Origin of the sequence: Methanocaldococcus fervens AG86 (assembly GCF_000023985.1) — an archaeon.
Taxonomy (GTDB): domain Archaea; phylum AGJL01; class Methanococci; order Methanococcales; family Methanocaldococcaceae; genus Methanocaldococcus; species Methanocaldococcus fervens.
Genome location: NC_013156.1, coordinates 115186 through 140936, shown reverse-complemented (window position 1 = coordinate 140936; position 25751 = coordinate 115186). Strand labels below are relative to the sequence as shown.

The 25751-nt window shown below is 32.9% G+C and carries 22 protein-coding genes and 1 pseudogene; 7 read left to right on the top strand and 16 right to left on the bottom strand.

Going from position 1 to position 25751, the window contains the following annotated elements:
* Positions 1–9: 9 nt before the first annotated feature.
* The 8 genes from MEFER_RS00710 to MEFER_RS00675 form a co-directional block, all read right to left on the bottom strand.
* The gene (locus tag MEFER_RS00710; RefSeq protein ID WP_048056257.1) at positions 10–1872 is read right to left on the bottom strand and encodes a threonine--tRNA ligase; all 1863 of its coding nucleotides are present in this window, start codon (positions 1870–1872) and stop codon (positions 10–12) included.
* A gap of 398 nt (positions 1873–2270) precedes the next feature.
* Positions 2271–3125, bottom strand: a complete 855-nt coding sequence (gene speB / locus MEFER_RS00705) for an agmatinase (protein WP_012795007.1) — start codon at positions 3123–3125, stop codon at positions 2271–2273.
* A gap of 223 nt (positions 3126–3348) precedes the next feature.
* Entirely contained in the window at positions 3349–4824 is a 1476-nt protein-coding gene (locus tag MEFER_RS00700) for a 2-isopropylmalate synthase (protein WP_012795006.1), read from the bottom strand.
* A 162-nt stretch (positions 4825–4986) separates the two neighbouring features.
* Positions 4987–6522, bottom strand: a complete 1536-nt coding sequence (locus MEFER_RS00695; protein ID WP_012795005.1) for a radical SAM protein — start codon at positions 6520–6522, stop codon at positions 4987–4989.
* A 130-nt stretch (positions 6523–6652) separates the two neighbouring features.
* Complete coding sequence (locus MEFER_RS00690) at positions 6653–7228, bottom strand: hypothetical protein (protein ID WP_012795004.1); 576 nt, start codon at positions 7226–7228, stop codon at positions 6653–6655.
* Between the two features lie 35 nt (positions 7229–7263).
* Positions 7264–8364 carry a 2-oxoacid:acceptor oxidoreductase subunit alpha gene (locus MEFER_RS00685; protein ID WP_012795003.1) on the bottom strand — a complete coding sequence of 367 codons (1101 nt, stop codon included), beginning with the start codon at positions 8362–8364 and terminating at the stop codon, positions 7264–7266.
* Between the two features lie 68 nt (positions 8365–8432).
* Positions 8433–10208: an acetolactate synthase large subunit gene (locus tag MEFER_RS00680; RefSeq protein WP_012795002.1), complete on the bottom strand. Its 1776-nt coding sequence runs from the start codon at positions 10206–10208 to the stop codon at positions 8433–8435.
* Positions 10209–10477: 269 nt separating this feature from the next.
* Positions 10478–10939 carry an FKBP-type peptidyl-prolyl cis-trans isomerase gene (locus tag MEFER_RS00675; protein ID WP_012795001.1) on the bottom strand — a complete coding sequence of 154 codons (462 nt, stop codon included), beginning with the start codon at positions 10937–10939 and terminating at the stop codon, positions 10478–10480.
* Positions 10940–11060: 121 nt separating this feature from the next.
* Between MEFER_RS00675 and MEFER_RS08250 the strand changes: the two are divergent.
* Positions 11061–11685 (top strand): annotated as a pseudogene (locus MEFER_RS08250) (IS6 family transposase).
* A gap of 162 nt (positions 11686–11847) precedes the next feature.
* Here the strand turns inward: MEFER_RS08250 and MEFER_RS00670 are convergent.
* The 3 genes from MEFER_RS00670 to MEFER_RS00660 form a co-directional block, all read right to left on the bottom strand.
* Positions 11848–12327 (bottom strand): hypothetical protein, encoded by a 480-nt coding sequence (locus tag MEFER_RS00670; RefSeq protein ID WP_012795000.1) that lies wholly within the window; start codon positions 12325–12327, stop codon positions 11848–11850.
* Positions 12328–12850: 523 nt separating this feature from the next.
* A complete protein-coding gene (locus MEFER_RS00665) occupies positions 12851–13579 on the bottom strand; it encodes a KaiC domain-containing protein (RefSeq protein WP_048056256.1) in 729 nt (242 codons plus the stop codon).
* Positions 13580–13625: 46 nt separating this feature from the next.
* Positions 13626–13913 (bottom strand): hypothetical protein, encoded by a 288-nt coding sequence (locus MEFER_RS00660; RefSeq protein WP_012794998.1) that lies wholly within the window; start codon positions 13911–13913, stop codon positions 13626–13628.
* A 113-nt stretch (positions 13914–14026) separates the two neighbouring features.
* Here MEFER_RS00660 and MEFER_RS00655 point away from each other — a divergent pair, with 113 nt between their 5' ends.
* On the top strand, positions 14027–14932 hold the full coding sequence (locus MEFER_RS00655; RefSeq protein WP_048056255.1) for a coenzyme F420-0:L-glutamate ligase: 906 nt from the start codon (positions 14027–14029) through the stop codon (positions 14930–14932).
* Here the strand turns inward: MEFER_RS00655 and MEFER_RS00650 are convergent.
* From MEFER_RS00650 to MEFER_RS00640, 3 genes are all read right to left on the bottom strand, one after another.
* The gene (locus MEFER_RS00650) at positions 14888–15856 is read right to left on the bottom strand and encodes a respiratory chain complex I subunit 1 family protein (RefSeq protein WP_012794996.1); all 969 of its coding nucleotides are present in this window, start codon (positions 15854–15856) and stop codon (positions 14888–14890) included. The genes MEFER_RS00655 and MEFER_RS00650 overlap by 45 nt on opposite strands.
* A 2-nt stretch (positions 15857–15858) precedes the next feature.
* Entirely contained in the window at positions 15859–16302 is a 444-nt protein-coding gene (locus tag MEFER_RS00645; RefSeq protein ID WP_012794995.1) for an NADH-quinone oxidoreductase subunit B family protein, read from the bottom strand.
* 75 nt (positions 16303–16377) lie between these two features.
* Complete coding sequence (locus tag MEFER_RS00640; protein WP_012794994.1) at positions 16378–17481, bottom strand: GTPase; 1104 nt, start codon at positions 17479–17481, stop codon at positions 16378–16380.
* A 173-nt stretch (positions 17482–17654) separates the two neighbouring features.
* On the opposite strand from MEFER_RS00640, the gene MEFER_RS00635 reads away from it, so the two are divergent.
* Entirely contained in the window at positions 17655–18356 is a 702-nt protein-coding gene (locus tag MEFER_RS00635; protein WP_012794993.1) for a TIGR00703 family protein, read from the top strand.
* Between the two features lie 51 nt (positions 18357–18407).
* A complete protein-coding gene (locus tag MEFER_RS00630; protein WP_012794992.1) occupies positions 18408–18656 on the top strand; it encodes a hypothetical protein in 249 nt (82 codons plus the stop codon).
* 31 nt (positions 18657–18687) lie between these two features.
* Here the strand turns inward: MEFER_RS00630 and ade are convergent, their stop codons facing one another.
* Entirely contained in the window at positions 18688–20355 is a 1668-nt protein-coding gene (gene ade / locus MEFER_RS00625; protein WP_012794991.1) for an adenine deaminase, read from the bottom strand.
* 84 nt (positions 20356–20439) lie between these two features.
* Positions 20440–21720 carry a phosphomethylpyrimidine synthase gene (thiC, locus tag MEFER_RS00620; protein WP_048056254.1) on the bottom strand — a complete coding sequence of 427 codons (1281 nt, stop codon included), beginning with the start codon at positions 21718–21720 and terminating at the stop codon, positions 20440–20442.
* A 190-nt stretch (positions 21721–21910) separates the two neighbouring features.
* Here thiC and MEFER_RS00615 point away from each other — a divergent pair, with 190 nt between their 5' ends.
* The 3 genes from MEFER_RS00615 (at position 21911) to MEFER_RS08635 (ending at position 25576) form a co-directional block, all read left to right on the top strand.
* The gene (locus tag MEFER_RS00615) at positions 21911–23035 is read left to right on the top strand and encodes a hydrogenase large subunit (RefSeq protein WP_012794989.1); all 1125 of its coding nucleotides are present in this window, start codon (positions 21911–21913) and stop codon (positions 23033–23035) included.
* 146 nt (positions 23036–23181) lie between these two features.
* The gene (locus tag MEFER_RS00610) at positions 23182–25152 is read left to right on the top strand and encodes a DNA topoisomerase VI subunit B (protein WP_012794988.1); all 1971 of its coding nucleotides are present in this window, start codon (positions 23182–23184) and stop codon (positions 25150–25152) included.
* Between the two features lie 274 nt (positions 25153–25426).
* Positions 25427–25576 (top strand): tetratricopeptide repeat protein, encoded by a 150-nt coding sequence (locus MEFER_RS08635; protein WP_083767094.1) that lies wholly within the window; start codon positions 25427–25429, stop codon positions 25574–25576.
* The last annotated feature ends 175 nt before the right edge of the window (positions 25577–25751 follow it).

Sequence of the window (25751 nt, the reverse complement as noted above, 5' to 3'; positions counted from 1 at the left end):
TTATTTTTATTAATGGAACTTTGGTTGTAGTGAGCATCTTATTGGTAACGGCAATGGCCTGTATGGATAGTTGGCAGTTTCTTTTTTAATTTTATCAATCAACTCATCCAATGTCATCTTCTCTTTATGTGGTTTCTTTAATGTTGATTTCTCTCTAACTGTTACTGTTAATTCGCCAGAATCCATTTCCTCATCTCCAACAACTACAACGTAAGGAATCCATTCTTTTCCTGCATTTCTAATCTTTTTACTTACACTATCCTCCCTATCATCAAAATCTGCTCTAATGTTATTTTCTCTTAGCTTCTCAGCAATTTTTAAAGCGTAATCATAATGTCTCTCAGCTACAGGGATAACTCTAACTTGTATTGGTGATAACCAAACAGGTAACATTGGAGCTTTTCCTTTTTCAGCCTCTATTGCAGCTTTTTCTAACAAACCGCATAAAACTCTCTCTATAGAGCCAGTTGGTGAGCAGTGCAATATTATTGGATAAACTTCTCCTTCATTTGTATGGACCTTTATATTGAATCTCTTAGCACTCTCAACATCTATTTGGACAGTTGGGTTTTCTATGGGCCTTCCTAAGCTGTCTATAACCGCAATATCTACCTTACCTACCCAGTAGTGTTTTCTTTTTGGAAGTATTTCTAAAATAACATCTTTTCCATATTTATTTTTGTATTCCTTTGCTATTTTAAAGAACCAGTCCCTATGCTCCTCAAAGAAATATTTTGTAAATCTGAATATTACTGAATAGCTTAAGTCTAAATCGTCCCCTGTCTTTAAACACTCCCAAAACTGTTTTTCAAACTCTTCCATTGCTTGTTTTAAATCTAAGCACACAGTATGCATATCAGGCATTGTAAAGCATCTTAACCTCTTTAATCCGACTAACTCTCCTCTCTGCTCGTATCTAAAGCTGTATGTTGATAACTCATAGAGTTTTAGAGGTAAATATCTTGGTAATAAATACATGTCCTTCTTCATCATAAACTGCCCAAAACATGCTGCAAATCTCAACATTAGCTCTTTATTACCCTGTCTAAACCTATACTGCCTTTCACCAAATTTATCTGCATGTTCTCTAATTGCAGGATTTCCTAAATCATACATAATTGGTGTTTCTACAGGCATAGCTCCTAAGTTAACCACCATATTGTAAACGTAATCTGCCAACAAATCCCTAATCAACTTACCTTTTGGATACCATCTAAAATGCCCAGCATCTGATGCCTCTTCGTAACTGCAGATATCTTTTTCTTTTATGAACTTTACATGTGGTGGTTCATCGTGTTCTTTATTTTCTTTAATCCCTAATTCGTGTTTAGCCAAAGCTAAGAGTTCTTCATCTTTAATTATGTTTATGTTATTTTCATTTAATTCAACAACTTCCTCTGTTTCTGGGTTTAATAAATAAAACTTTGACTCTTCCCCTTTCTCTTTCTTTTCTTCTTTAGCTACAATTTTTCTTGATAACTCACTCAATGGATGCCCTTTACAACTAATTTTAAATGCCTTGTACCATCCAAATGGAGCTCTTAATACGTTATATCCTTTTTCTTTCAAAACATTGTCAATATCTTTTAAAACCTTTATAGCTGTTTCAGGTGAGGATAAATCACTTGATAAATGAGCATATGGGTAGATAACAACATTGTTAACCTTTAACTGCTCTGCAACTTTTTCAATCTCTTCAACTGCTCCTAAAACTACTCCTTCTGGGTTGTTTTCATCTTCCCTTTCAACGGCAATAAAGCATGCTAAACACTCATCCAACTTGCCTTTTAAATTCTCAGTCTCTTCTGCAATTTTTGTTTTCTGCTTTGCTTCAAACTCCAAATAATCAGAGTGGATTAATAACATTTTCATTCTCTCACCGAAACTTTTATAACAACCTTTTAGTAAAAGGTTGCTCGAACAACCTTTTAAGAAAAGGTTGATCAAAACTTATGGGTATACCAATAGGGCGTGAGTCCTATGGTGCGTTGATCAAAACGGATGCATTGCCTCGCTACGCTCGGCAATGCCTCTTAGTTAAAGTGGAGTTGCCTTTTGGCAACTCCGCTCTGGAGTACAGCAATCGCCAATAGGCGAGTAATGAAATCTGAAGGATTTCATCTGATAGAGGCTGTGCCTCTATGCTTAAGGAGAGGCTAAAGCCCTCATAAAGCCTCTTAGTTAAATCATTTGAGAGTGTCCACATTTGATTGGAACTTTAGATAAAATATTGAATAAAAATTATAGTTTTTGTATAAAATATTTTTTGTTTAAAGAATCATCAACATAAGTTCTCTTGCAATTTTTGCCGCTGCTATTGCTGTAATGTTTGCAATATCATAAATTGGGGAAACTTCAACAATATCAAATCCTATAATTCTATCTTTAACCTCTTTCAATAAATATAACGAGTTAAACAACTCTTTTGTTGAAAAACCACATGGCTCTGGCGTCCCAGTTCCTGGGGCATAGGCAGGGTCTAACACGTCAATATCCACAGTTAGATATATTGGTTTATCCAAACTTTTTATAAACTCTAAATCCTCTTCATTCATTAAATCCATTTTTAGGTAGATATTATTTTCTTTTGCAAAATCCCATTCCTCTTTATCTCCACTTCTAATACCAAATTGAAATATATCTTTGGTTAACTCATAAACTCTCCTCATAACGCATGCATGAGACAGCTTATTCCCTAAATACTCATCCCTTAAATCACAATGGGCGTCAAATTGAATAACAATAAAATCATTGTAAACATCTTTCACAGCCTTAACTATTGGATAAGTTATAGAATGCTCTCCACCAAAGACAATGATTTTTTTTCCATCTTTTAATATTTCTTTTGAAACTGATTGGATTGTATTGAATATCTCTACTTGGTTCCCATACAAATCCAAATCCTTTAAATCGCAGTATTTCAATTCTGATAAATCCCTATCCAATATTGGGCTATAGGTCTCTAATCCCCAGGATGCGGTTCTTATGGCATTTCCTCCTTCTCTTGTCCCTGGTTTAAAAGAAGTTGTTTCATCGTAAGGTATTGAGTATATAACTCCATCGGCATCCTCATAAGATGCATTAGCCATTATAAATTTAGACAGGTCAATAAAATGCTCTTTCATTTAATCACCTCAAATGATGTAAGATAGGTTCACTTATTTTGTATATTATTTTATTTCCTTATTCCTCAGAAGATATAATCCCAAGGGATTCTAACTTTCTTAAATTGTATCTTACAGTTCAACGTTAAGGTTTAATCATTAGCTATTTTTCTAATGTGTGCTGAATTTTTTGAATATAATATTAAATTAACTTTAAAAATAAAAAAATAGAATTTAATTCAAGTTAATTTAAGAGCATATTAATTCCTTCCATAACGGCATCTACAGATGCCCTTACAACGTCTGCATCTGATTTTCTAACCTCAACAATTTCGCTTCCCTTCCTCAATTTAACTACAACCTCTATTAATGCATCAGTTCCTCCTCCAATTGCCTCAACGCTATACTCCTCCAATTTAATATCCGCAACACCACTTATTGCCTTTTTGACTGCGTTTATTGCCGCATCTACAGGCCCTACTCCATAAGCAGTTTCAATTAGCATTATATCTTCTCCTATATAGTGGAGCTTAACAGATGCAATTGGCGTTATCTTATTTCCAGACACAACGGTTAATTCTTCTAATTTAATCTTCTCTTCAATCTCCTTACCTAAAACTTCTCTAACTATAGCCAATAAATCAGCATCTGAAATATATTTACCTAAATCCCCAAATTCTTTAACCTTTTCATATATTTTATTTAACTGCTCCTCATTAACGTCTATACCCATCAAATCAAGCTTGTATTTTAATGCTTTTCTACCAGAGTGCTTTCCTAATATAATTCTTCTCCTATTTCCAACCATTTCTGGCCTTATTGGCTCATATGTTTCAGTATTTTTTATTAAACCATCAACATGTATTCCAGCTTCATGAGCAAATGCGTTATCTCCAACAATTGCCTTATTTGGAGGAACTGGGAGTTTCATCAATCTTGAAACAACTCTTGAAACTTCATAAAGCATCTCCATTTTTATTTTTGTATCATAGCCGTAAAGTATTTTTAATGCAGTAACTACCTCTTCCAATGAGGCGTTTCCGGCTCTTTCTCCAATTCCATTAACTGTTACGTGGCATTGAACAGCTCCACCTAAAACTGCTGAACATGTATTTGCCGTAGCCATTCCAAAGTCGTTGTGGCAGTGAACTGAAACTGGTAGATTAACATTTTCAGTTATTTTTTTAAATAACTCTTGGCTTTTTTGTGGAGTTAAAACACCCACTGTATCGCAGACGCAAACCCTATCTGCCCCTACCTTTTCCCCTTCATTAAACAACCTTATTAAGAAATTTACATCACTTCTTGTTGCATCCTCTGCTGACAATTCAACGATTAATCCATGTTCTTTAGCATATTCAACAGCTTTCAAAGCAGATTCTAAAACTTCATCCTCTGTTTTTCTTAATTTATACTTCATATGGATTGGTGAGGTTGGCACTACCAAATGAACGCTATCTACATCACATTCTAAAGCCGCATCTATATCAACTGGCAGAGCTCTAACGAATGAGCAGATTTCAGCATTCAATCCTTCTTTTGTTATTAATTTTATTCCCTCTCTTTCTCCTTTTGAAGTTATAGCTGAACCTGCCTCTATAACGTCAACTCCAATCTCATCCAATTTTTTAGCTATCTCCAATTTATCATTTGGTGTTAAAGAAACTCCTGGTGTTTGCTCTCCATCCCTTAAAGTTGTATCAAATATTCTCACTCTCATGATAATCCCTCATAAAAATAACTACATGAATATTTAAATTTAATTTGATGAATTTAATACCAATAAAACTGTTTCAAATATTAGCTATAATATATTTAAAATTTTAGGTAAAATATCGACAACAAACTTTAAAAAAGATTAGCTAAAAGGCAAATTTAAACTTTATAACTTAACGACTCTTCCAGTTATAGACCTTCTTCCATAATCAACAATCTCTACATCTACAAATTCTCCAATTTTAAGATTTTTATCTACAATTCCAACCAAAATTGGATACGTTCCAAACTGCCTTCCAAAATATAAGTTGTCTCTTTCTTTAACTTCAACAAACACATCCTTTAATATTGTTCCTTTTGGTACAACCCTTTTAAGCATCTTGTTATCAATCTCTTCCCTAACCTTCTCTTTAAACCATAAAAATAATTTCTTCCTTTTTTCTGCCTTCTTTATGTCTTTTAGAGTTATATCAGTTCCAAAAAATGGAACTACTTGCCTTATGTTAATCCTTCTAAGCATAAAACCCCTATCGTAAATTTCTTTTAAATATTCAAAATTTATAGCAAAGGTTTCTTTTCTCTCTCCTTTCAGTCCAAACAACAAATTTATGCCCGGCAACAAATACGGCAATCCAGTTTCCCCTCTTTTCCCTCCAATTTCATTTAATATTTCCACAGCTTTTAAAACATCTTCTGGTGTTGTTAATAAGTTATTTGCCTTAATAACCTTTTCATCAAAACTCTCTACACCAAACGCAGCAACATTTCCAGAAGTGCAGTATTTAACCAGTATTTTAGCTACTTCCCTACTCTCAGCTTCATGCCTTGCTATCACTGCTGGATTGGCATTATCTATATGCAAAACCTTTGGATTTGAGACATTCCAAATTCCTTTAAATAGCTTTTCAATTGCTTCAACATTTGGCTTTGGAACTTCTTCCTTCTCAGATTCAACTGATTTATATGAAAATATGCACGGCTGTCTTCCAATTCTAAAATATCTTATCCCCTCATCATACAAAGCCTTAATTTCCTCTACAATATCTTTTTCATCTCTAAATTTTGGCAATCCAAGTCTTCTCGGCTCTGTGCAGAAGGAGCAACCTCCAGTTAATGCCCTTGAACATCCTCTATATGTTTCAATCTCAGCTATTATGTATGGGTAGTTTGGATGCTTTTTAACAACCTTAACCCCCCTAATTGCAAACTCTTTAAGCTCTTCATAGCTCCTATATCTATTAAAATCTATCTTCTCTATACTTCCCTCTCTTAATAAATCGTTTAATACCGCTTCCAAATCCCCTTCGGCAACTACATCAAAAAATGCTTTATATTTACTTTCATCCTCTATTCTCCCTCCAATCATTGAAGAACCATATTTTGTTGCCGCTGGACCTCCTAAAATTTTTAAGCCATTATATTTATATAATATTGAGACAAACTCCTTTAATGTTGCAGGATTTGCATTTAAATATTTTCCAGGTGTGTGAAATCCGCAAATGCAGATTATTGCATCGTATTTATCTAAATTAAAATTTCCTCTAACCTCTCTAAATTTATCGATAGTTATATAATCGGTTTTAACATTATATTTATCTAAAACACCATAGGCGTATCTTGGATAAATTCCTATATAGGGAGGAACTCCTAAACCAGCTGGTTCATCTGTATAACCATCTAATATTAAAGCTCTCTCTATCATAACAACCCCCAAAAATCGCCGATGATGACGATTGGCTTTGCTGATTTGTGATGAGCCGTATGAGCACTGAGGCGATTCATAATTTTAAAATAATTTAAAAAAATAAAAATAAAAAAGCTTTATTAAAGCTTTATTCTTCAAATAAGCTAAATATATGCTTAGTCCAATTTAACCATAAATCATTAGCTCTCCTACTCTTTTCAAATGTCTGCATAACTATATAATAGCCATTTATCTCCCTATAGTAGCAGTAGCTAACGGGCAAACCTGCAGTTTTTGGAATGAACTCATAATAAATATAATCTCCATAAACATCTCTTTGCTGATATTCTCTAACGTCGTTGTAGAGATATGCGTAAGAGAAGTCAATTGGTTCTTTGCTAACCTCAAATGTAACATTAAATCCATCTTTGCTGTATTTTTTTATTATATAATTATTATCTTCTTTTGTTTCTTCATAAGGTAGATTTAAAAACATATCTTCTATATCAACTTCCTTTAAAAAATTATATTTTTTATCCTCTTCTGAATTATTTGTTTCGTTATATAGAATATCATTTGTATCGTTTATATTGTTGACAATTTCATCATTTAAATTTTCCATTGATTTATTTTTTACCTCATCAACATCTTTTTCATTATCATAACATCCGCAAATGGATGCAATTAAAATTAAAGATAGAAAAAATATTATTGGCTTTCTCATAACTATCCCTAAATAAATTAGTAATTAAATGAATGTTAAGTTACGCTAACAGCTTTCTCTAATTCTTCCGGTCTATGTAATTCTCCTCCAATCTTATCAACTAAAATTACCTCAGAGTTTTTACAACATCTCTCAACTTCGTAATATATCTGCCCTAAATTCATCTCCGGAACTATAACTTTATCTGCCTTTAAGCTTTTTAATAACTCATCAGGGAATGGATAAACAGTTATCAACCTAAGATATCCAACATCTAAGCCCTTATCTCTCAAATTTCTAACTGCATGTTTTACAGTTCTTGAAGGTGTTCCATAACAAACAAACATTATCTCTGCATCTAAATGTTCACCTTCCCATTTAACTATATCATCTTTATTCTTCCTTATTTTATTTACTATCCTCCTAACCAACCTGTCGTGAGTTTCAGCTGAAACATCTGGGTAGCCTCTTTCATCGTGTGTTAAACCAGTTATATGCACATTATACCCTTCACCAAAGACAGGCATTGGTGGAACATCAACATCAAAAGGATATGGATTTTTGCATGGCTTTTCTTCCGGTTTTTTTCTTTCTATTATCTCTATATTATCATGTAAGATTACTTTTTCCCTCATGTGCCCAACTATTTCATCAGCCATTACAAAAACTGGAATTCTGTATTTTTCAGCATAGTTAAACGCCATTATTGTAAAATCATACATCTCTTGAACAGAACTTGGAGCTAAAGCTATAACCTCATAATCCCCATGACTTCCCCATCTACACTGCATCATGTCTCCTTGAGAGGCTGAAGTCGGCTGTCCTGTTGACGGCCCCCCTCTTTGAACATTGACGATTACACATGGCGTTTCTGTCATGTATGCAAATCCCATATTTTCCTGCATTAAGCTGAATCCAGGTCCAGATGTGGCAGTCATTGATTTTAATCCTCCCCAGCTCGCACCAATAACCGCTGCTATACTTCCTATTTCGTCCTCCATTTGAATGTAATAGCCTCCAACCTTTGGCAATTCTCTCGCCATTGCCTCAGCTATCTCTGTAGAAGGGGTTATTGGATAACCAGCAAAAAATCTACATCCTGCCTTTATAGCCCCTTTTGCACATGCCTGGTTTCCCTGCATGAATTCTACTTTCATTAAATCCCCTCCTTATACTTTAAATCTAAAAATCAAAAAAGAGTTAAAATTTAAATTAAAATACTAACTTAGAGCTCTTTAACAGAAGCCATTTCTCTTATTTTTTTAATCTCTTCAAACTCTGCCTTTTTAATCTTTGGCTCTACTCTAACTGGCTGAACTATATTTGTTAGCCTTCCTCCTGGTGGAACCATTGGCAAAGCTTCGGCAGGGTCTATAACGACATCTAAGAGGTATGGTTCATTACTTAATATCGCCTCTTTTAACTTCTCTTTAATTTCGTCTGGGCTTGTTATTCTATCAGCTTTAACTCCATAACTTTCAGCTAATTTTACAAAGTCCGGGCTCTCCCCTAAATGAACCTCACTCTGCCTCTGCCCATAATAAAGATTTTGCCACTGATAAACCATTCCCAACGTTCTATTGTCAAATATACATACAACAACCGGGATATCATACTCGCTAATTGTTGCCAACTCTTGAGAATTCATTAAAAATCCTCCATCCCCTGTAATTGATATAACGTTTGCATATGGCTTAGCTACTTTTGCCCCAATTGCTGCTGGAAATCCAAAGCCCATGGTCCCCAAACCACCGGAAGCTAAAAAGCTTCTTGGCATCTTTGTTTTAAAGAAATGAGCCATCCACATCTGATTTTGACCAACATCTGTTGTTACAATTGTATTTTTTAGTTTTGGGTCAATCTCCCCTAAAACTTCCATCAAATCTTTAACAAATCTCTGTGGTTTTATTGGCTTGTCGTCAAAGTCCATCATTGGAATTGATATCTTTTTTAACTCATAAATTCTCTCAAGCCATGCTCCTTTATCTTTAATTTCCAAAGCAATTAATGCAGCCAATAAATCTTTTAAAACATTTTTTGCATCTCCAACTATTGGTATATCTGCCCTAACATTTTTACCAATTTCAGCAGGGTCTATATCAATATGTATTATTTTTGCTTCTGGGGCGAAATATCTAACATCACCAGTAACTCTATCTGAAAACCTACATCCAATAGCTATTAAAACATCACATTCTGTGACTGCATAATTTGCAGCCTTAGTTCCATGCATTCCAATCATTCCCAAAGCTAAAGGATGGTCTTCTGGAAAACTTCCTTTACCCATTAAGGTAGTGCAAACTGGGATTTTAGCAAATTCAGCTAATCTCATTAACTCTTCTGAGGCTCCACTAATTATAACTCCCCCACCAGCCAAAATTACAGGTCTCTCTGCCTCAGCTATTAACTTAGCGGCTTTTTTTATCTGTAAAGGATGCCCCACAGTTTTTGGTTTGTAGCCGGGCAAATCAACCTTTGCCGGGATTGGGTATTTTTCAATATCAATCTCTCCATCTTGCACATCTTTTGGGATATCGATATGAACTGGTCCAGGTCTCCCAGTAGTTGCAATTTCAAAAGCAGCTCTAAATGTTTCAGGAATTTCTTCTGGTCTTTTTATTTGAAAGTTGTGTTTTGTTATTGGCATAAATAAACCGAGAGCATCAATCTCTTGAAATGCATCATTCCCTATTAATTTAGTTGGAACTTGTCCTGTTAAAGCAATAACTGGTGACGAATCTGCATAAGCAGTCGCTACCCCCGTAACTAAATTCGTAGCTCCCGGCCCAGATGTAGAAACACAAACCCCTGCTTCTCCACTTGCTCTCGCAAATCCATCTGCTGCATGTGCTGCTGCCTGCTCATGCCTCGTTAGTATATGGATTAAATCGCTATCATATAGTGCATCATAAAAAGGTAGCATCGCTCCTCCTGGATAACCAAATATAATCTTAACTCCTTCAGCTTCTAATGCCTTTATAATTGCCTCAGCACCTTTCATCCAATCACCAAAAAAAACGTTAAAAATTCAAGTCAGTAAATTTGTTTGTGTTTATTTAGTATTATCTTCATTTATTTAATATTTTTTATCATAAAGGAATCGTAAATAATGATAAAATTAACAATCCTATATAAATTTTTAGGTAGTTAAAACGCTTTTTTAAAACATGAGATTAAAAATGAAGAAATAAAAAAATAAAACGATTAAAATAACATTTAAAATCTGAAGAAAAATAGATATAATTAGTTTTAAAAATTTAAAAAAGGTAGTTATTGCTCAGCTGGCTGGACTTCACATACTTTTATTGTGAATGTTAATTCTTTTCCAGCAAGCTCGTGGTTGAAATCTAAAGTTACTGTATTGTCTGTAACTTTTATTATCTTAGCAGGAACTCCGCTTGCTAAGATTAACATTCCTTCTTCTGGCTCAAAATCTGCACCAGCAAACATTTCCTTAGGGATTTCTTGAATTAACTTTTCATCCCTAAACCCGTAACCTTTTTCAGGAGGGATTGTTACAGTTTTTTCTTCTCCAACTTCCATACCTATAACAGCTTCTTCAAAACCCTCAATTAAATCTCCATTACCTACAACAAAACCTAATGGTTCATATTCTCTTTCAGGGTAGTATATACCATTTTCTTTAGCTACTTCTTCGATTGACGTGTCAATAACTTCTCCATCTACTACTAAAATGTAGTCTACCTTAACATAATCGCCTTTTTTAATCAAATTAATCAACTCCTAACCTTTCCAAATACTTTTTGTAAATGGTCTATATATAGTTTTTGTATACTTCATAAGAGACTGTCAATTTAAGTATTTATCGATATATCAATAAAAAATAATAAATTTGAAACCTACAATACAAATTATAAAGAGGAGAATTGAGGAGAAGAATTTTTTAAAAGGAATAAGAAGTCGATAGAAGTTAAAATCTTAGCAGGGTTTTTATATTATTTCGGATTGTGGTTGAGGAAGTAAGCTTATTTCTCTTCCAATCGAGATGTAAGCTATGAATCGGTTAAAATTTACTATCATAAAGATAAAGTGGTTTTGAACGATTCAGAAAGAAATGAGAAAAAGTTAATTGAAATCGATGAGACTAAGTTAAAGGTTAGGAGTGAAACCATATTTATAGGTCTACCATCGATGTTGAATTGAAGGAATGATTAGAAGTTATGTTTCCAAGATGAGAAATTCCCCCAATACTAATATTATCCATATTAAAATTTTGCTCGAATAAGCCAAAGATTTTATTAGGTAACATCCAGAACGTTGAGAAAATTAAGCTTAAAATTCAAAGTGATTAGATTCGAATTGAGAAATTGTGTTGAAAGCTTTCCTTAGTGCTTAAAACGAAGAACAAAGTATTTTACAATCAATTTTCAAGTAACAGTAAATTTAATTCCTATAAGTTTATATTAAGCCTAAGGTATAGTCAAATAAACAAGATTAGAGCTTATAAAAGAGTTTAAACGACCAGTTCTAAATAGGACAGAACATGACCGCAGGCCATATTATGAGAGTATCTTTCACCTAAAAATAAAAGAGTAAAATTCATTTTCGTTAATTTTATTTTTCATTGTTCGAGATTTTCAAGCTTTGATTCAACTTTAATGAGCTCGTCCTTAAAGATACTAAGCTTGTGTTCTACCTCCCTTATCTTCCTGGAAATCTGGGGGTACAACGTGATCTTCAAGACTTAACAATCGTTGAGATAGTAAAAGGGGAACAATATATCCCACATCATTTCTAAGTAGGAATACATATGCCAGTAACTCATGCCATAACCCACCAGCTGTTTTTGGTAATATTGTGTCAAAATACCTGTTCAATTTATCGTCTGCGTCTGATTCTCCCTTTTTAAGGCCAACACTTCCATCGAAATTTTTCAACCGTTCATATTCCTCTTCAGTAGTTATTTGAGGACGTTCTCTACCTAGTTCATCAAGTACTTTCTTTCTCAGCTCAACATCTACAGTGAGAGAATCATACCTCATCAACATGTTCACAAAATATAGTATTGCTTTTATGAATTTTGATTTGTCCTCTTTTTTCTTTACAGAATAATACCCTCTTCCTAAAAAGAGATATTCTATATAGTCAGCCAATATCATTTGTCTTCCTTTCTCTTGATATAATTCATTAAAGAAGCCAAGATCGGTTAGAATTTCTGTTAATTTTTCATTGAACTCTTTGTATCGTTCATCCTCTTCTAGAAAAATCTCATGGAGCGTTTCAAGATGATAAGTTGTTTTTTTTCATGTTTTCAAAAGCCTTTTTCATAATACCTCCTCCAAAAAACCAAAATCTTTTAAATAATTTAAATGCAATAATATTTGCTTAACCTATTAAAGATTAAAAATGAATTTAATGCACTTGTTTGTTATTCTCTAAGATCATCACAGCTTTCGGTAGTAATAGCCGTATCTTGCAAATTTTCAAACTAATACGGTTATAGCCAAAGTATCTGCAATTAATTTACAACATGAAATAGAGACAAAATAAAACAAAAAATGTCTATCAAACTTCATGAAAAACTCATATTTCTGGAATTTAGTTTTGAAGTAGAGGGATTATACAAACATGATGAAGTAATAATATAAGACAGATAACGAGAAAACGGATAAGTTGGGGGCATTATCTAAGTTTCAATACTTTGTCTGCATATACTATGATTCCCTCATCCGTTATGTCAAATGGATGCCTCTTCAATGAATGGCTTGTCCCTCTCATCTTCCATACAATTAAGCTTCTCTTCAACTCTCCATTAACTTCATCTAAATCCAACCTTATAATCCCATCCACAGCATGCTCAACTCCCGGCCCTCCAAATCCTCTTTCTCCAACAGATATCTGGGATGTAAATATAGCCGTGCATCCTAAACCAGAGATAACCCTCTTTAATAAAAATACAGTTCTTCTTGCCAACATTGGCTTGGTTATATATAATGTTGTTACAGAATCAATTCCAACTCTTTTAGCTCCAATATCATTTATTGCAGTTTTTAACACATCTATTAATTCTCTCTCATCATTTGGGTCGTTTACCACATATTTCTCTCTCTTTGCAGCACTACCGATACCATAGGTAAATGCATCTATTATGGCAAATTTTCCTTCTTCCTCTAACTTTCTAACATCCCATCCAAACTGCTTCATATTCTCTCTAATTTGAACTGGATGTTCCTCTAAAGCAATTAAAACACTTGGCTCGTTGTATTCAACAACTCCTTTGTATAAAAACTGCTGACAGAATATGGATTTTCCAGTCCCTGGCCCCCCAGATAGCAAAACCACGTTTCTTTCAGGTATTCCACCATGCAAAATTTCATCCATTCCTGGAATTCCAGTTTTTACTCTTCTCATATTTTCACCCATCTTAAATTAAATTAAAAATTAAATTTTTTGAATTTTAATCCATTTCTCTAAATGATCTCATTTCTAATTTCTTTTCAGGAATATCATCTAAGAACATTAATGAACCTTGAACTTCTATAGCACATACTTTTGACGGGTCAATAATGGCAAATGACTTGCTATCCATATTCCAAACCATTACAGCATCTTTTTTTCCAGTCCATAGGTACTTTAATATACCATTCTTTAAGTTTGTGACTGCATCAAAGTCATAATCCCCTTCTAACGTGTTACCTTCGAAATAGATTTTTACATGTATTTTATCTACTCTCTTTCTCACCATGCTTCCCCACACATTAAAATTTTACACAAAATAATACTTTATCAACTAGGTATATTTATAAATATCCTATCTAATTCAATATAGCTAACAAAATGTTATTATTACGTGAGAACATGAGAGCTTATCCTATCAAAACGAAATACATAAAAAGAGGGGAAAATTTTATTCCAATTGTCGTTGAAGCTATAAAAAACAGCGGAATTAGTTTAGAGGATGGGGATTTTGTTGTTTTAAGTGAGAAGATGGTTTCAACTGCTGAAGGAAACTTTGTTGATGAAAATAACTTCAAACCAGGAATTTTAGCTTATTTTTGCTATTATTGGTCAAAATACTTATGGGGCCATATACTTGGAAAGCTGTTAAAAGTTAAAGAAGATAAAATAAAAAATTTAAGGAATATGCCAAAAGAAGAAACGTTAAAGCATAAACAAACAATAATAGAAACTGTTGGGTTGAGATATGCTTTAAAACCTTATGCTGAGGGGGGTGTTGATTTAACAAACGTTCCCGGAACTTATGCCTGCCCGCTACCAAAAAATCCAAAAAAATGGGCTGAAGAGCTATATAAAGAAATAAAAAAAGAGTTAGGGGTTGATGTAGTTGTTATGGTTGCAGATACCGATGCCACATATAAAGTTTTGAATTTTTATGTAACTGCTTTACCATACGCAATAGATGGAATAATTAGTGGAATTGGTGTTTTTGGTTTTATACTTGGAAGATTGGCCGATGTTCTAAAAATTGGAGGATTTGTAGGATGCACTCCATTAGCAATAGCTGGAAATGAAAAATATTATAAAAAATATTCAATTTATGAGCTTGTTAGAATAGCATTTATTTGCGATAGAGTTCATAAAACAATAAAAAACATAAACGAAGTTTTGGAGAAATACAACAGCTATATCATAACTGAAGAGATTTTGGAAAAGCTTGAACATACTCCAGTGGTTGTTGTTAAAATGAAAGAAGAGTACTTACCAGCCGAGCAGGGCAAAGATAAATCCAACAACTCCAATTAACGTTGCAATATAGGACATAGGATATATCTGCTTAAATAAGAGTACTGGAGAGAACGCTCTAACAAATGTAGCCAATATAGGGAATATTATTGCTATGACAAAGTTCTCAACTATTGTTATTGGATTTTGTATATCTGGAGGTATTCCTAAATATAAAGTGGCGAATAAACTTCCCAAAGTTATTAATAAAAGCTCCTTACTTGCCAAATACAAAGCCCTATACTTAGCCATCAATTCCATTGCAGGTCCTTCAATAACATCTGCCTTTGTGTGTGTTATTGAAAAAGGATACTCCTTAACCATTATAACATAACCTATAAAGTAACATATCGCCCCAAATATTCCAGCCAATGAGAATAAAAATGGCTCGCCAATTACATCTTTTAAAAATATACTCTTTTTTTGAACAAATGGTAAGAATGTAGCTAAGTAAAATGGAAATGAACCAATGGTTATCATTTTAAAGCTCCTTACTGCCCCCAATTGTTCCAATGAAAGTTTTAAGGTTTTTATGAATGAAGTTCCTTTACATTCATCTATAAATGGCATTCTCCAGCCCATAATTGAAAACGCTAAAGAGCCGAGAATGACATACATCATCTCCTCCAATTTTAGCAAACCAACAATACCAATCTCGTTGGATAAAATATGAAATGAGGTTAACGATGTTATTGCTAACAGTATCCACAACACAGTTATAGATAATAAAGGTAATAAGTTGTATAATCTTGGTAAATTTGCATCTGGTGTTTTTACTTCCTTATACAAAAATTTAAAAAGTGCCCAAAATCCAGGAGCTAATATACTTGGCCCTATTCTTTGCTGTATCCTTGCCTCTATTTTTCTTTGAATTCCGGGGATATATGTGGAGATTGCAAATGCTAAAGCAGGAATGCCAATTATTGAAACTATTTCATCAATCATAATTATCCCTCAATAACTTTAGGTAATGCCCTAATTATTCCAGTTATAATATCTTCAGGTCTTGGAGCACATCCAGGCACTTTAACATCTACTGGAATGATATTTTCAACAGGTCCAGCTACAAAGTCTGATGTTCCCAAATCTCCCCCTATATTTTTATAAACTCCTCCCATCAATGCACACGCTCCAACGGCAACAACAGCTTTAGGCTCGGGAATCTTCTCATAAATCTTTTTTAAAGATTCGGCAACAGTTTTAGTTACGCATCCAGTAACAACTAAAATATCCGCCTCTCTTGGGTTAAATGTTAAAAAAACATTATACTGCTCAGCATCATAAAAAGGAGAAAATATGGCATTAACAACTTCAATATCACATGCGTTGCATCCGCCGGTATAGACGAGCATTACATGAATGCATTTTTTCCTTGCCGTTTTTTTAATCATCACTGTCACCAGTAATTTATCATTATCATTAATGACAAATTGATATAATTAAAATATAAATAGGTTATGGTTATTTCACTGCTTAAATTTACCAACAGCTATGTAGATGTTGTTAGCACCAATTTTGTCCCCAAACTTAGAAAAAACCTCTATATTTTTCTCTTTACATAGATTTTCTACTTTTTTCCTACATGCGTCTTTTGTTTTCTCTCCAAAGGATACAACAACTACATTTCCTTCTATCTCTTCAAAACCTAATACCGGTTTTTTTATTTTTTTGTAAAGCTCATCAAAATCTTTTAAATGAGTTACAACCATTTTAGCATCTTCAATAAATGGAAAATCCTTCAAATATTTGGTTATGAATGATATATCTCTTTCTCTATCCTGACCGTATTTCTTTAAATCTACTCTGTAATAGTTGAGTTTTCCATCTTGATACTCTTTTATAATTGTTTTAGCAGTTCTAATTAAATCCACTTCTCCACCTTTAGCTAAATATCCTCTCTTATCTCCAATCTTTTTTAACAACTCTTCATCAACTTTTTCATAATCAACACCAAAATACTCCTTTAATATTGTGTTATCAAAATTATCTATCCTAGTTAAAATTTTTAAAGCTGGAGGGATGGGATTTTCAACTTTTTCCAATCTTAAAGCACCACTTATGACTAAATCATCTTCATCCCTCATCTCTAAAACTCCCGGAGTATCCATTAGCTTAATATTTTTAGTTAATCTAACCCACTGCTCTCCTTTGGTTAACCCAGCTACACTTCCAGTTAATGCCTTTCTCTTTCCAGTTAAAGCATTTATAATGGAAGATTTCCCAACGTTTGGATAGCCCACAATTCCTACTTTACCCTCTTTTTTACCCATTTCTTTTAAAGATTTTTTAATCATCTCTCTTAAAATTTTTGTTCCTAATCTTCTTTTAGCAGATACAAAAACAGTATTTTCTCCAAAAATTTTTTTCCATTTTTCTAAAATCTCTTTTGGAACCAAATCAGCTTTATTCAATACGTAAATTAATTTTTTACCTTTTAATTTAATTTTCTTCTCTAACTCTCTGTTTCTCGTCATCTCTGGGTCTCTCGCATCTAATACTAATAAAATAACATCACATTCATCAATAATATTATTCACTATCTTTTTAACTGGCACTTTCTTGTATCTCATGATAATCACCTAAAGAATTTTAATGCGTTAGTTTCATTTATACTTTTATCAGTAACTGTAATTAAATAAATCTGTAAATTTATAGATTATAGAAAAGTATATATAGAACTTCAAACACATTTAAAAATAGAAAATGAAAATATTAGCAAAAAATATGAATAAAAGGTGATATTTTGGTAGTGGATGCAAAAGAAGTTGAAATGATAAATACATTAGTTTTTGAAACATTAGGAAATCCAGAGAAAGAGAGGGAATTTAAATTAAAGTCATTAAAAAGATGGGGATTTGACTTAATATTTGGTAAAATAGATGGAAAAGAAACATACTTTACCGCTGAGTTGGATGAAAGAAAAGCAGGGGATAAATTTTCAAAGGATGGAAAAGAGTATGAGGTTATTGAAGTCCTTGAAGAGTTACCAAAAAATACTGAATTATATGCACACATAGAGATGGAAATGGGTAAAGCATACATAGTTTGCCAGTTAAGAGATGAAGACGAGAAAAATACAGAGGTTTTAAGAGTTCCAGCAGCCACTTTATTGTTAGCTTTCCTTAAAAAGAACAAATTAGGAAACTTAATCAAAGCCATAAAAAATGTTGGAATTAGCTTAGAACTTTCCATGCAAAATGGTGCTGGTGGAAAGCCACTGAGTTATGAGGAACTTCCAAACATTGCAAGGAGGTTCATAAGAAGTGTAAGGAAAGTTGAGAAAGAAACTGGATTTGGAAGATTGTCATTTGCATACTATGGAGAAACAAAAGATGGGGAGCCAAGATACAGGTTTAGCTGGCTATTACCAACAATTGCATTATTTGACTTGGATATTGCTAAAAAAGTAGATCAAACTTTAGGAATTTTAAAGGTTTCTGAATAAATAAATTGTAAATTAAAATAATAATGATAAATAATTGATTGAGGTGAAATGATGATTTATGGTATTTTATTAAATATCCCAGAAAAACATGCTACAAAGTACGAAGATTTAATTAGGAGAATAATTGGAGAGGGAATAGCAAGAGGAGATATTTTATCATTTACAGAGGCAAGATATAGCGGAGATGTTGCGTTTGTCATGCTTGCAAGGTCAAGGAGAGCTGCTGAAAAGGTTTATCAACAACTTAAAGAGCATCCAATCTATGTAAAAGTTATAGAGATTGAAGGAAACGGGGACTAAAACTTTAGAAAATGTTATTAAAGTTAATAAATTAAACAAATAAATCAACCAACTGCATATCCTTAACTAAACCTTTATCAGTTATCTTCAACTCTGGAATTACAGGTAGAGAGAAAAAGCTCATACTCAAAAATGGATTTTCAAATGAACTCCAATTTTCTATTTTTCTATATAATGCGTTGATTTTCTCAAAAATGTATTTTCCATCATCCCCCATTATTCCTCCAACTGGTAATGGGAGACATTCAACAACCTCCCCATCTTTAACAGCTATAAATCCTCCTCCAATATCCTTTAATTTATTTACAGCTAACGCTAAATCCTTCTCATTATTTCCTATGGCTATTACGTTGTGGGAATCGTGGGCATAGGATGAGGCTAAAACCCCCTCCTCTAAAAAATTATAGATTAAACCTTTCCCAATATTTCCAGTGTTTTTATGCCTCTCTATGACAAAGATTTTATTTACAACATTTTCATTCAGTAGAATTTTTATCTCCTCAGTGCTAAATGTTAGCTCTTCAGTTATTAGAGAGTCTTTTAGTGGTTTAATTACCCTAACAAATCTTTCCCTCTCTTTATAGTCAATTCCTTTAATTAAAAAATCATTTTCATTCTTATATGTATATTTTAAAGTGTTCATGAGCTTTTCAGGAATGTTTCTTTTTTTATTTTTATTTAATTCATTTAAAACATCCTTCAAAAATCTCCCTTTTACAATAATATCGTAAACTTTAAAATTGTTTAAATCTTCAAAAATTACAAAACTTGCTTCATTTCCAGCTTTAATTCCAACATCAAATCCAAAATAATTGGCAGGGTTTATTGTAACCATTTGAATGGCTTCAATTGGAGAAACATACTTAGAAGCTTTTCTTAAGATATTTAACATATAGCCATCCAAATCTCTAACACAAACATCGTCGCTAACCAACATTATATTTCTAAAATCTTTTATCTTTTTAGTCATATTAAGCAAATAAATGTTTTTTGATGCAGTTCCTTCCCTAATCATTAGTTTTAACCCCAATCTGAGCTTTTCTAATGCCTCATCTTCATCAACACACTCATGGTCGCTCATTATTCCATGAGATATGTATTTATTTAAATCCAAACCTCTCAGCTTTGGACAGTGTCCATCTATCAATTTGTTGTATCTTTTAGCCACTTTTATCTTTTTTAAAACTTCTTCCTCTTCATTTATAACTGCTGGATAGTTCATAACTTCTCCTAAGCCCAAAACGTTATCCAATAAAATTAACTCTTCAATATCCTTAGCTGTTATCTCAGCTCCACTCGTCTCTAAGTTCGTGGCTGGAACACAGGAAGGGAGCATAACGTAAACATCCAATATTTTGGCATCATTCAACATAAACAAAATTCCTTCTTTTCCAGAGACGTTTGCTATTTCATGTGGATCTATAACAACCTTTGTTACTCCACTTCTTAACACAAATTTTTCAAACTCTGAAGGTATTAAATGTGATGATTCTATGTGTATATGCCCATCTATAAATGTTGGAGATAAATATTTCCCTTTTAAGTCAATAACCCTAACATCTTTTGTTTTTTCGACTATCTTATCAATTTCATTATTTAAATCTACAAAAGAGATTTTATCTTTTTCAAATCCCACATTTCCCTCAATAACTTCTCCAGTATAAACATCAACAATCCTTGCATTTTTCAAAACAATCATAAAGCTCCCTTAAGTTTATTTTATTGATTTTATTTTTAGTTTAAAAGTTTAAAAGTTGTAATATACGTTAAAAAATAGCAATATTTATCTCTTTCCTAACTCTTCAACCATCAACAAAGCACAATAATCTCCACAAATTGAGCAAGCCCTTTCTTCTTTTGAAGGAATTTCTCCCCTCATTTTCTTTGCTTTATCTTTGTCTATTGCCAATTCAAATTGTTTCTCCCAATCGTGATTTTTCCTTGCATAAGCCATCTCTACCTCTTTTTCCCATGCCAGTTTGTTTCCTTTCGCAACATCCGCTGCTTGAGCAGCTATTTTGGTAGCTATAACCCCTTCTTTAACATCCTCAATTGTAGGCAATCTTAAATGCTCACCTGGAGTTACGTAGCAAAGGAAATCAGCCCCATAGTAGCCAGCTAATGCTCCTCCAATAGCGGCTGTTATGTGGTCATAACCAGGAGCTATATCTGTAACTATCGGTCCCAATACATAGAATGGAGCGTTTTTACATAAGCTCTTTTGCAATTTGATGTTTGTTTCTATGTAGTTTATAGGAATATGTCCTGGCCCTTCAACCATGCATTGAACTCCCTTCTCTCTGCATCTATCAACCAACTCCCCCAAGATAATCAGTTCTTCAATTTGGGCTCTATCTGTATTATCTGCCAAACAACCTGGTCTCATCCCATCCCCTAAGCTTATGGTTACATCATACTCCTTAAGGATATCCAACAAATAATCAAAGTTTTTATATAATGGATTCTCTTCATTATGATATAAGATATAAGCTGTCAAAAACGCCCCTCCTCTACTTACAACGCCCATTATCCTTCCACTTTTTTTCAGCCTTTCTACTGACTGCCTAGTTATACCACAATGCAACGTCATAAAGTCTACTCCTTCTTTTGCCTGTTTTTCAATTACATTAAATATCAAATCCTCATCCATATCTACAACTCTTCCATACTTCTCTCTCGCCAATTTTCCAACTTCATAGATTGGAACAGTACCAATTGGCATTTTAACAGCATCCATTATTGCTTTTCTAATTTCCTCTAAATTACCTCCAGTACTTAAATCCATAATTGTATCTGCTCCATACGTTTCAGCAATTTTTGCCTTTTTTATCTCTAAATCTATATCAACGCAATCTGGAGATGTTCCAATGTTTGCATTTACCTTAGTTCTTAAATACTGCCCAATCCCTACAGGTTCTGTCTCTCTATTAACGTTTTTTGGAATAACCGCATATCCTTTAGCTATAAGCTTTCTAAGTTTTTCAACATCAATTTTTTCTTTTTCAGCAACAATTTTCATTTCTTCAGTAATAATACCATTCTTTGCATCGTCCATTTGAGTCATAACCATCACCAAACTTTTAATAATCATACAAAAATAAAATCCGATAACTTTATTAAAACAAAAGTATATAAAAGGTTAGGTAAATTATCATTATTAATTATGATAAATTATAACCAAATCATTATGTTAAGGCATTACTTTAGTTTAGGTCATAATGGTTTAAATGGTTTATAATTATTAGGTGTTGTTTATGAAGTATGAAGGAGAAATAGCAATAGGTCCAGTTCACCCAACAATGCTTGAACCGCATAGATTGAGATTGTTTATTGAAGATGAAATTATAAAAGATGCTGAACTAACCATTGGAGTAAATTATAGAGGAATAGAGCTTATTATGGAAGGTCTTCCTCCAGAAAAGATTAGCATATTGTCAGAAAAAATTTGTGGAATCTGCTCTCACATACACGTATGGACTAACGTGATGGTTACTGAAAGAGGATGTGATATAGAAGTTCCAGAGAGGGCAGACTATATAAGAGCTATAGTTGAAGAGTTAGAAAGGCTACACTCACACATGTTATTGTTTGGGCACGCATTTGAAGTTTTGGGCTTTGAAACAATGGCTTTTAGGGCATTTATGATTAGAGAGCCAATAATGCAAATTTTAGGGGAAATTACCGGTGGAAGAGCTCAATATTCCTGTCCAATAATAGGTGGGATTAGACCGAGATGCAATATAAATGAGAGCAAAATACCTGGTTTGTTAGAGAGGTTAGAAAAGTTTGAAGAGAATTTAAAGAAGCTTTTAGAGAGAACTGTAAATGACCCAATGATTATGGCGAGAATTAAGGATGTTGGCGTTTTAGATAAAAAAACCGCTAAAAAATTACATGCTGTAGGACCCACAGCCAGAGGTTCTGGAATTCACAGCGATATGAGAAAGATGGGGCAGGTTCCTGTTTATGATAACTTTGAATTTGAAGAGATATTGTTTGATGATGGGGATGTGTTTAGCAGATTGGCAGTTAGATTTTATGAGTGCTTTGAAAGCATTAAGATAATTAGACAGGGATTAAAGGAGTTGCCAAATTTAGATAAAAAAATCTATAATCCAAACTATGAATTAAAGCCATTTAAGCCAATAAACGTTTATAATGAAGCTCAAAGGGGGCAAGTTTATTATTCCTATGGATTGGATGAAAATGGAAGGGTCAGGCAGGCAAAGGTTAGGACGCCAACAGCAACTAACTTAGCATGTATGGAAGCTATTTTGCCTGGGCATCATGTTTCAGATGCTGAGTTAATTATAGCAAGCTGTGACCCATGCTTTACATGTACAGATAGATTAATTGTCATCAAAGAAAAGGCTAAATAACTGATAATCTATTTTTCTATTTTTTTATAACATTTTACTAAAATTTTTAATTTATATCTAAATTTATATATTCCCTGTAACATATAACTACTGAGCTTCAATATTATCAACAATTATCAACTATCAATATTATGATGGTGGGATGTATGAGTGAAGATTTATTTAAAGAATTTAAAGAGCACTCAGTTGCTGAATTTTTTAGGAAAAATAAACACATGCTTGGATACAGTGGAAAGATTAGGAGCCTAACAACAATAATTCACGAATTGGTTACAAACAGCTTAGATGCATGTGAAGAAGCTGGCATTTTACCAGATATAAAAGTTGAGATTGAGAAGTTGGGAGCTGACCATTACAAAGTTGCAGTTGAAGATAACGGTCCAGGAATTCCATTAGAATTTATTCCAAAAGTATTTGGGAAGATGTTAGCCGGTTCTAAGATGCATAGATTTATACAATCAAGAGGACAGCAGGGGATTGGAGCTGCAGGTGTCTTATTATTCTCACAAATAACTACGGGAAAGCCATTGAAGATCACAACATCTACTGGAGATGGCAATATCTACGAAGTTGAAGTAAAGATGAATGTTGAAAAAAATGAAGGGGAAATTGTATCAAAAAAAGTTAGAAAAGGAAAATGGAGAGGAACAAGAGTAGAAGGAGAATTTAAAGAAGTTAGCTACAATAGAGGAGAGTTTGGACCTTTTGAATACTTAAGAAGGATAAGTTTAGCAACACCACATGCAAAGATTTTATTAAAAGACCCCTATGGAGATGTTTTATTTGATAGAGTTGTTGATGAACTACCAAAAAAACCAGAAGAAATGAAACCTCACCCTTATGGTTTAACTACAGATGAACTTTTGTATATTGCAAGAAAAACAAACTCAAAGAAAGTTTCTTCAATGCTCGTTTCTGAACTTTCAAGGGTTACAACAAAAAGAATTAAAGAGCTCTCTACCTATTTGCTAAGAGACTTAATATTGAAAAAATTCAAAGATAGCGTATTTTGGAATATGGTTGTTTCCTGCTATTTAAATATGGATATTGAAAGCTATCTAAATAAGTTTAAAGATTACATCAGTGATGATGAAATAGAAACCGTTAAAACTATAATTAAAAACCTTCCAGAGAGCTTAGATGATTTAAAGAGATACGCTTTAAAATACTTAACAATAGAGTATTTGTTTAATAAGCTAAGCGAGGAAGAGATAAACAAATTAAAGAACCACTTTAAAAAGATACCTGAAAACTTCATGGAATGGGCTGAGAAGAATTATTTATCAGCTACAGTTGTTGATGAATTGAATAAAAAAGTTAAAAACATAGTAAAAAGTCCAGATGAGTTTATTGCTGAAATAAAAAATAAAGGGCTAATATCAGATGAAGAACTGAAAAGATTTGAAGATGAAGTTAAAAAAATCTTAAATAAAAATCCTAAAGAGCTAACCTGGGATGAAGCAGAGATGATTGTTAATTGCCTCCAAAGCATGGAGTTTATGGCTCCACCTACAACAGGGTTAAGACCTATTGGAGCTGAAAATATAGAAAAATCATTAAAAGAACTTTTACAGCCAGATTTCGTTAAGGCAATTACAAGAAATCCAAAGACTTACAAAGGAGGAATCCCATTTGCCGTTGAAGTTGCCATCGCTTATGGAGGAAATGCAGGAAGGCAGAGTGATGAAGGAAGAAGAATGGAAATAATGAGATTTGCAAACCACGTTCCTTTATTGTATGATGCTTCAGCATGTGGATTGACAAGAGCAGTTAAGAGTATAAATTGGAGAAGGTATGGGCTGAGAGGAGAGGATGCTCCAATAACGGTATTTGTTAATTTAATATCCACATTTATACCTTACACTTCGGCAGGAAAACAGGCAGTTGCATGCAGTGAAAATGAAAATGAAGAGATTTTTAATGAGATAAGGCATGCGTTAATGATTTGTGGTAGGGAGTTGGAAAAGTATCTATCAAGAATTAGAAGAGAGGCGGAGGAGGAGAAAAAGAGGAAGTATGTTATGAAGTATGCAAGGATATTTGCCGAGGCATTGGCTAATATATTGAATAAGCCAGTTGATGAGATTGAGGAGAGGGTTGTTAAATTGTTAGAATAATTATTTTTTATTTTTTGTAAGTTTAGGTTTTAATACAAAGTTATTTTGCTTATTTAAAAAGTGTTTGAATATGAAGTTTAGTGATTTTAAGATACCAAAAGAAATTTCTTTGATTTAAAGAATATGAATCAAAAATTTAATATACGTATTTGTATTTTTATTATGATAATATTATCAATAGTAATAGAGATAGTAATATAAATAGAAAAGAAATAAAGGATGCTATTGAAATATTTTTTAATAAGAAAAACATAAAAATATATATTAAAAAAATATAATTAAAATATTTTCTCATGCTTGGAACAATAAAGGGGTAGCATTTGCGAGATTAGAAAGATTTGAAGAAGCAGTAAAATGTTTTGAAAAATTACTACAAATAGATAAAATTTTCATGACACCATTGTTGATATATATAAATATTTAAAACAGAAATTGCATAAAAAAGGTAAAATTGATGGTAATAAATTTGTAAAAATTTTTGGAATATTATGTAGAATCACATTTCTCATAATGGATTTTAAAAAGCAGCTTATGGTTGAAGATAGAGAAATAATCTATCACTATACTAAACCGGTAGTTGTAAAAAATCTTTTAGAAGG

Excerpts from the sequence above, each read along its gene's own strand:
- MEFER_RS00645 (WP_012794995.1), bottom strand. The coding sequence starts at position 16,302 with ATGATTAAAAAAACGGCAAGGAAAAAATGCATTCATGTAATGCTCGTC.
- ade (WP_012794991.1), bottom strand. The coding sequence starts at position 20,355 with ATGATTGTTTTGAAAAATGCAAGGATTGTTGATGTTTATACTGGAGAA.
- MEFER_RS00665 (WP_048056256.1), bottom strand. The coding sequence starts at position 13,579 with ATGAGAAGAGTAAAAACTGGAATTCCAGGAATGGATGAAATTTTGCAT.
- MEFER_RS00700 (WP_012795006.1), bottom strand. The coding sequence starts at position 4,824 with ATGAGAGTGAGAATATTTGATACAACTTTAAGGGATGGAGAGCAAACA.
- MEFER_RS00655 (WP_048056255.1), top strand. The coding sequence starts at position 14,027 with ATGAGAGCTTATCCTATCAAAACGAAATACATAAAAAGAGGGGAAAAT.
- speB (WP_012795007.1), bottom strand. The coding sequence starts at position 3,125 with ATGAAAGAGCATTTTATTGACCTGTCTAAATTTATAATGGCTAATGCA.
- MEFER_RS00695 (WP_012795005.1), bottom strand. The coding sequence starts at position 6,522 with ATGATAGAGAGAGCTTTAATATTAGATGGTTATACAGATGAACCAGCT.
- MEFER_RS00610 (WP_012794988.1), top strand. The coding sequence starts at position 23,182 with ATGAGTGAAGATTTATTTAAAGAATTTAAAGAGCACTCAGTTGCTGAA.
- MEFER_RS00660 (WP_012794998.1), bottom strand. The coding sequence starts at position 13,913 with ATGGTGAGAAAGAGAGTAGATAAAATACATGTAAAAATCTATTTCGAA.
- MEFER_RS00615 (WP_012794989.1), top strand. The coding sequence starts at position 21,911 with ATGAAGTATGAAGGAGAAATAGCAATAGGTCCAGTTCACCCAACAATG.
- MEFER_RS00685 (WP_012795003.1), bottom strand. The coding sequence starts at position 8,364 with ATGAAAGTAGAATTCATGCAGGGAAACCAGGCATGTGCAAAAGGGGCT.
- thiC (WP_048056254.1), bottom strand. The coding sequence starts at position 21,720 with ATGACTCAAATGGACGATGCAAAGAATGGTATTATTACTGAAGAAATG.
- MEFER_RS00680 (WP_012795002.1), bottom strand. The coding sequence starts at position 10,208 with ATGAAAGGTGCTGAGGCAATTATAAAGGCATTAGAAGCTGAAGGAGTT.
- MEFER_RS00710 (WP_048056257.1), bottom strand. The coding sequence starts at position 1,872 with ATGAAAATGTTATTAATCCACTCTGATTATTTGGAGTTTGAAGCAAAG.
- MEFER_RS00640 (WP_012794994.1), bottom strand. The coding sequence starts at position 17,481 with ATGAGATACAAGAAAGTGCCAGTTAAAAAGATAGTGAATAATATTATT.
- MEFER_RS00690 (WP_012795004.1), bottom strand. The coding sequence starts at position 7,228 with ATGAGAAAGCCAATAATATTTTTTCTATCTTTAATTTTAATTGCATCC.
- MEFER_RS00630 (WP_012794992.1), top strand. The coding sequence starts at position 18,408 with ATGATTTATGGTATTTTATTAAATATCCCAGAAAAACATGCTACAAAG.
- MEFER_RS00650 (WP_012794996.1), bottom strand. The coding sequence starts at position 15,856 with ATGATTGATGAAATAGTTTCAATAATTGGCATTCCTGCTTTAGCATTT.
- MEFER_RS00670 (WP_012795000.1), bottom strand. The coding sequence starts at position 12,327 with ATGATATTGGCTGACTATATAGAATATCTCTTTTTAGGAAGAGGGTAT.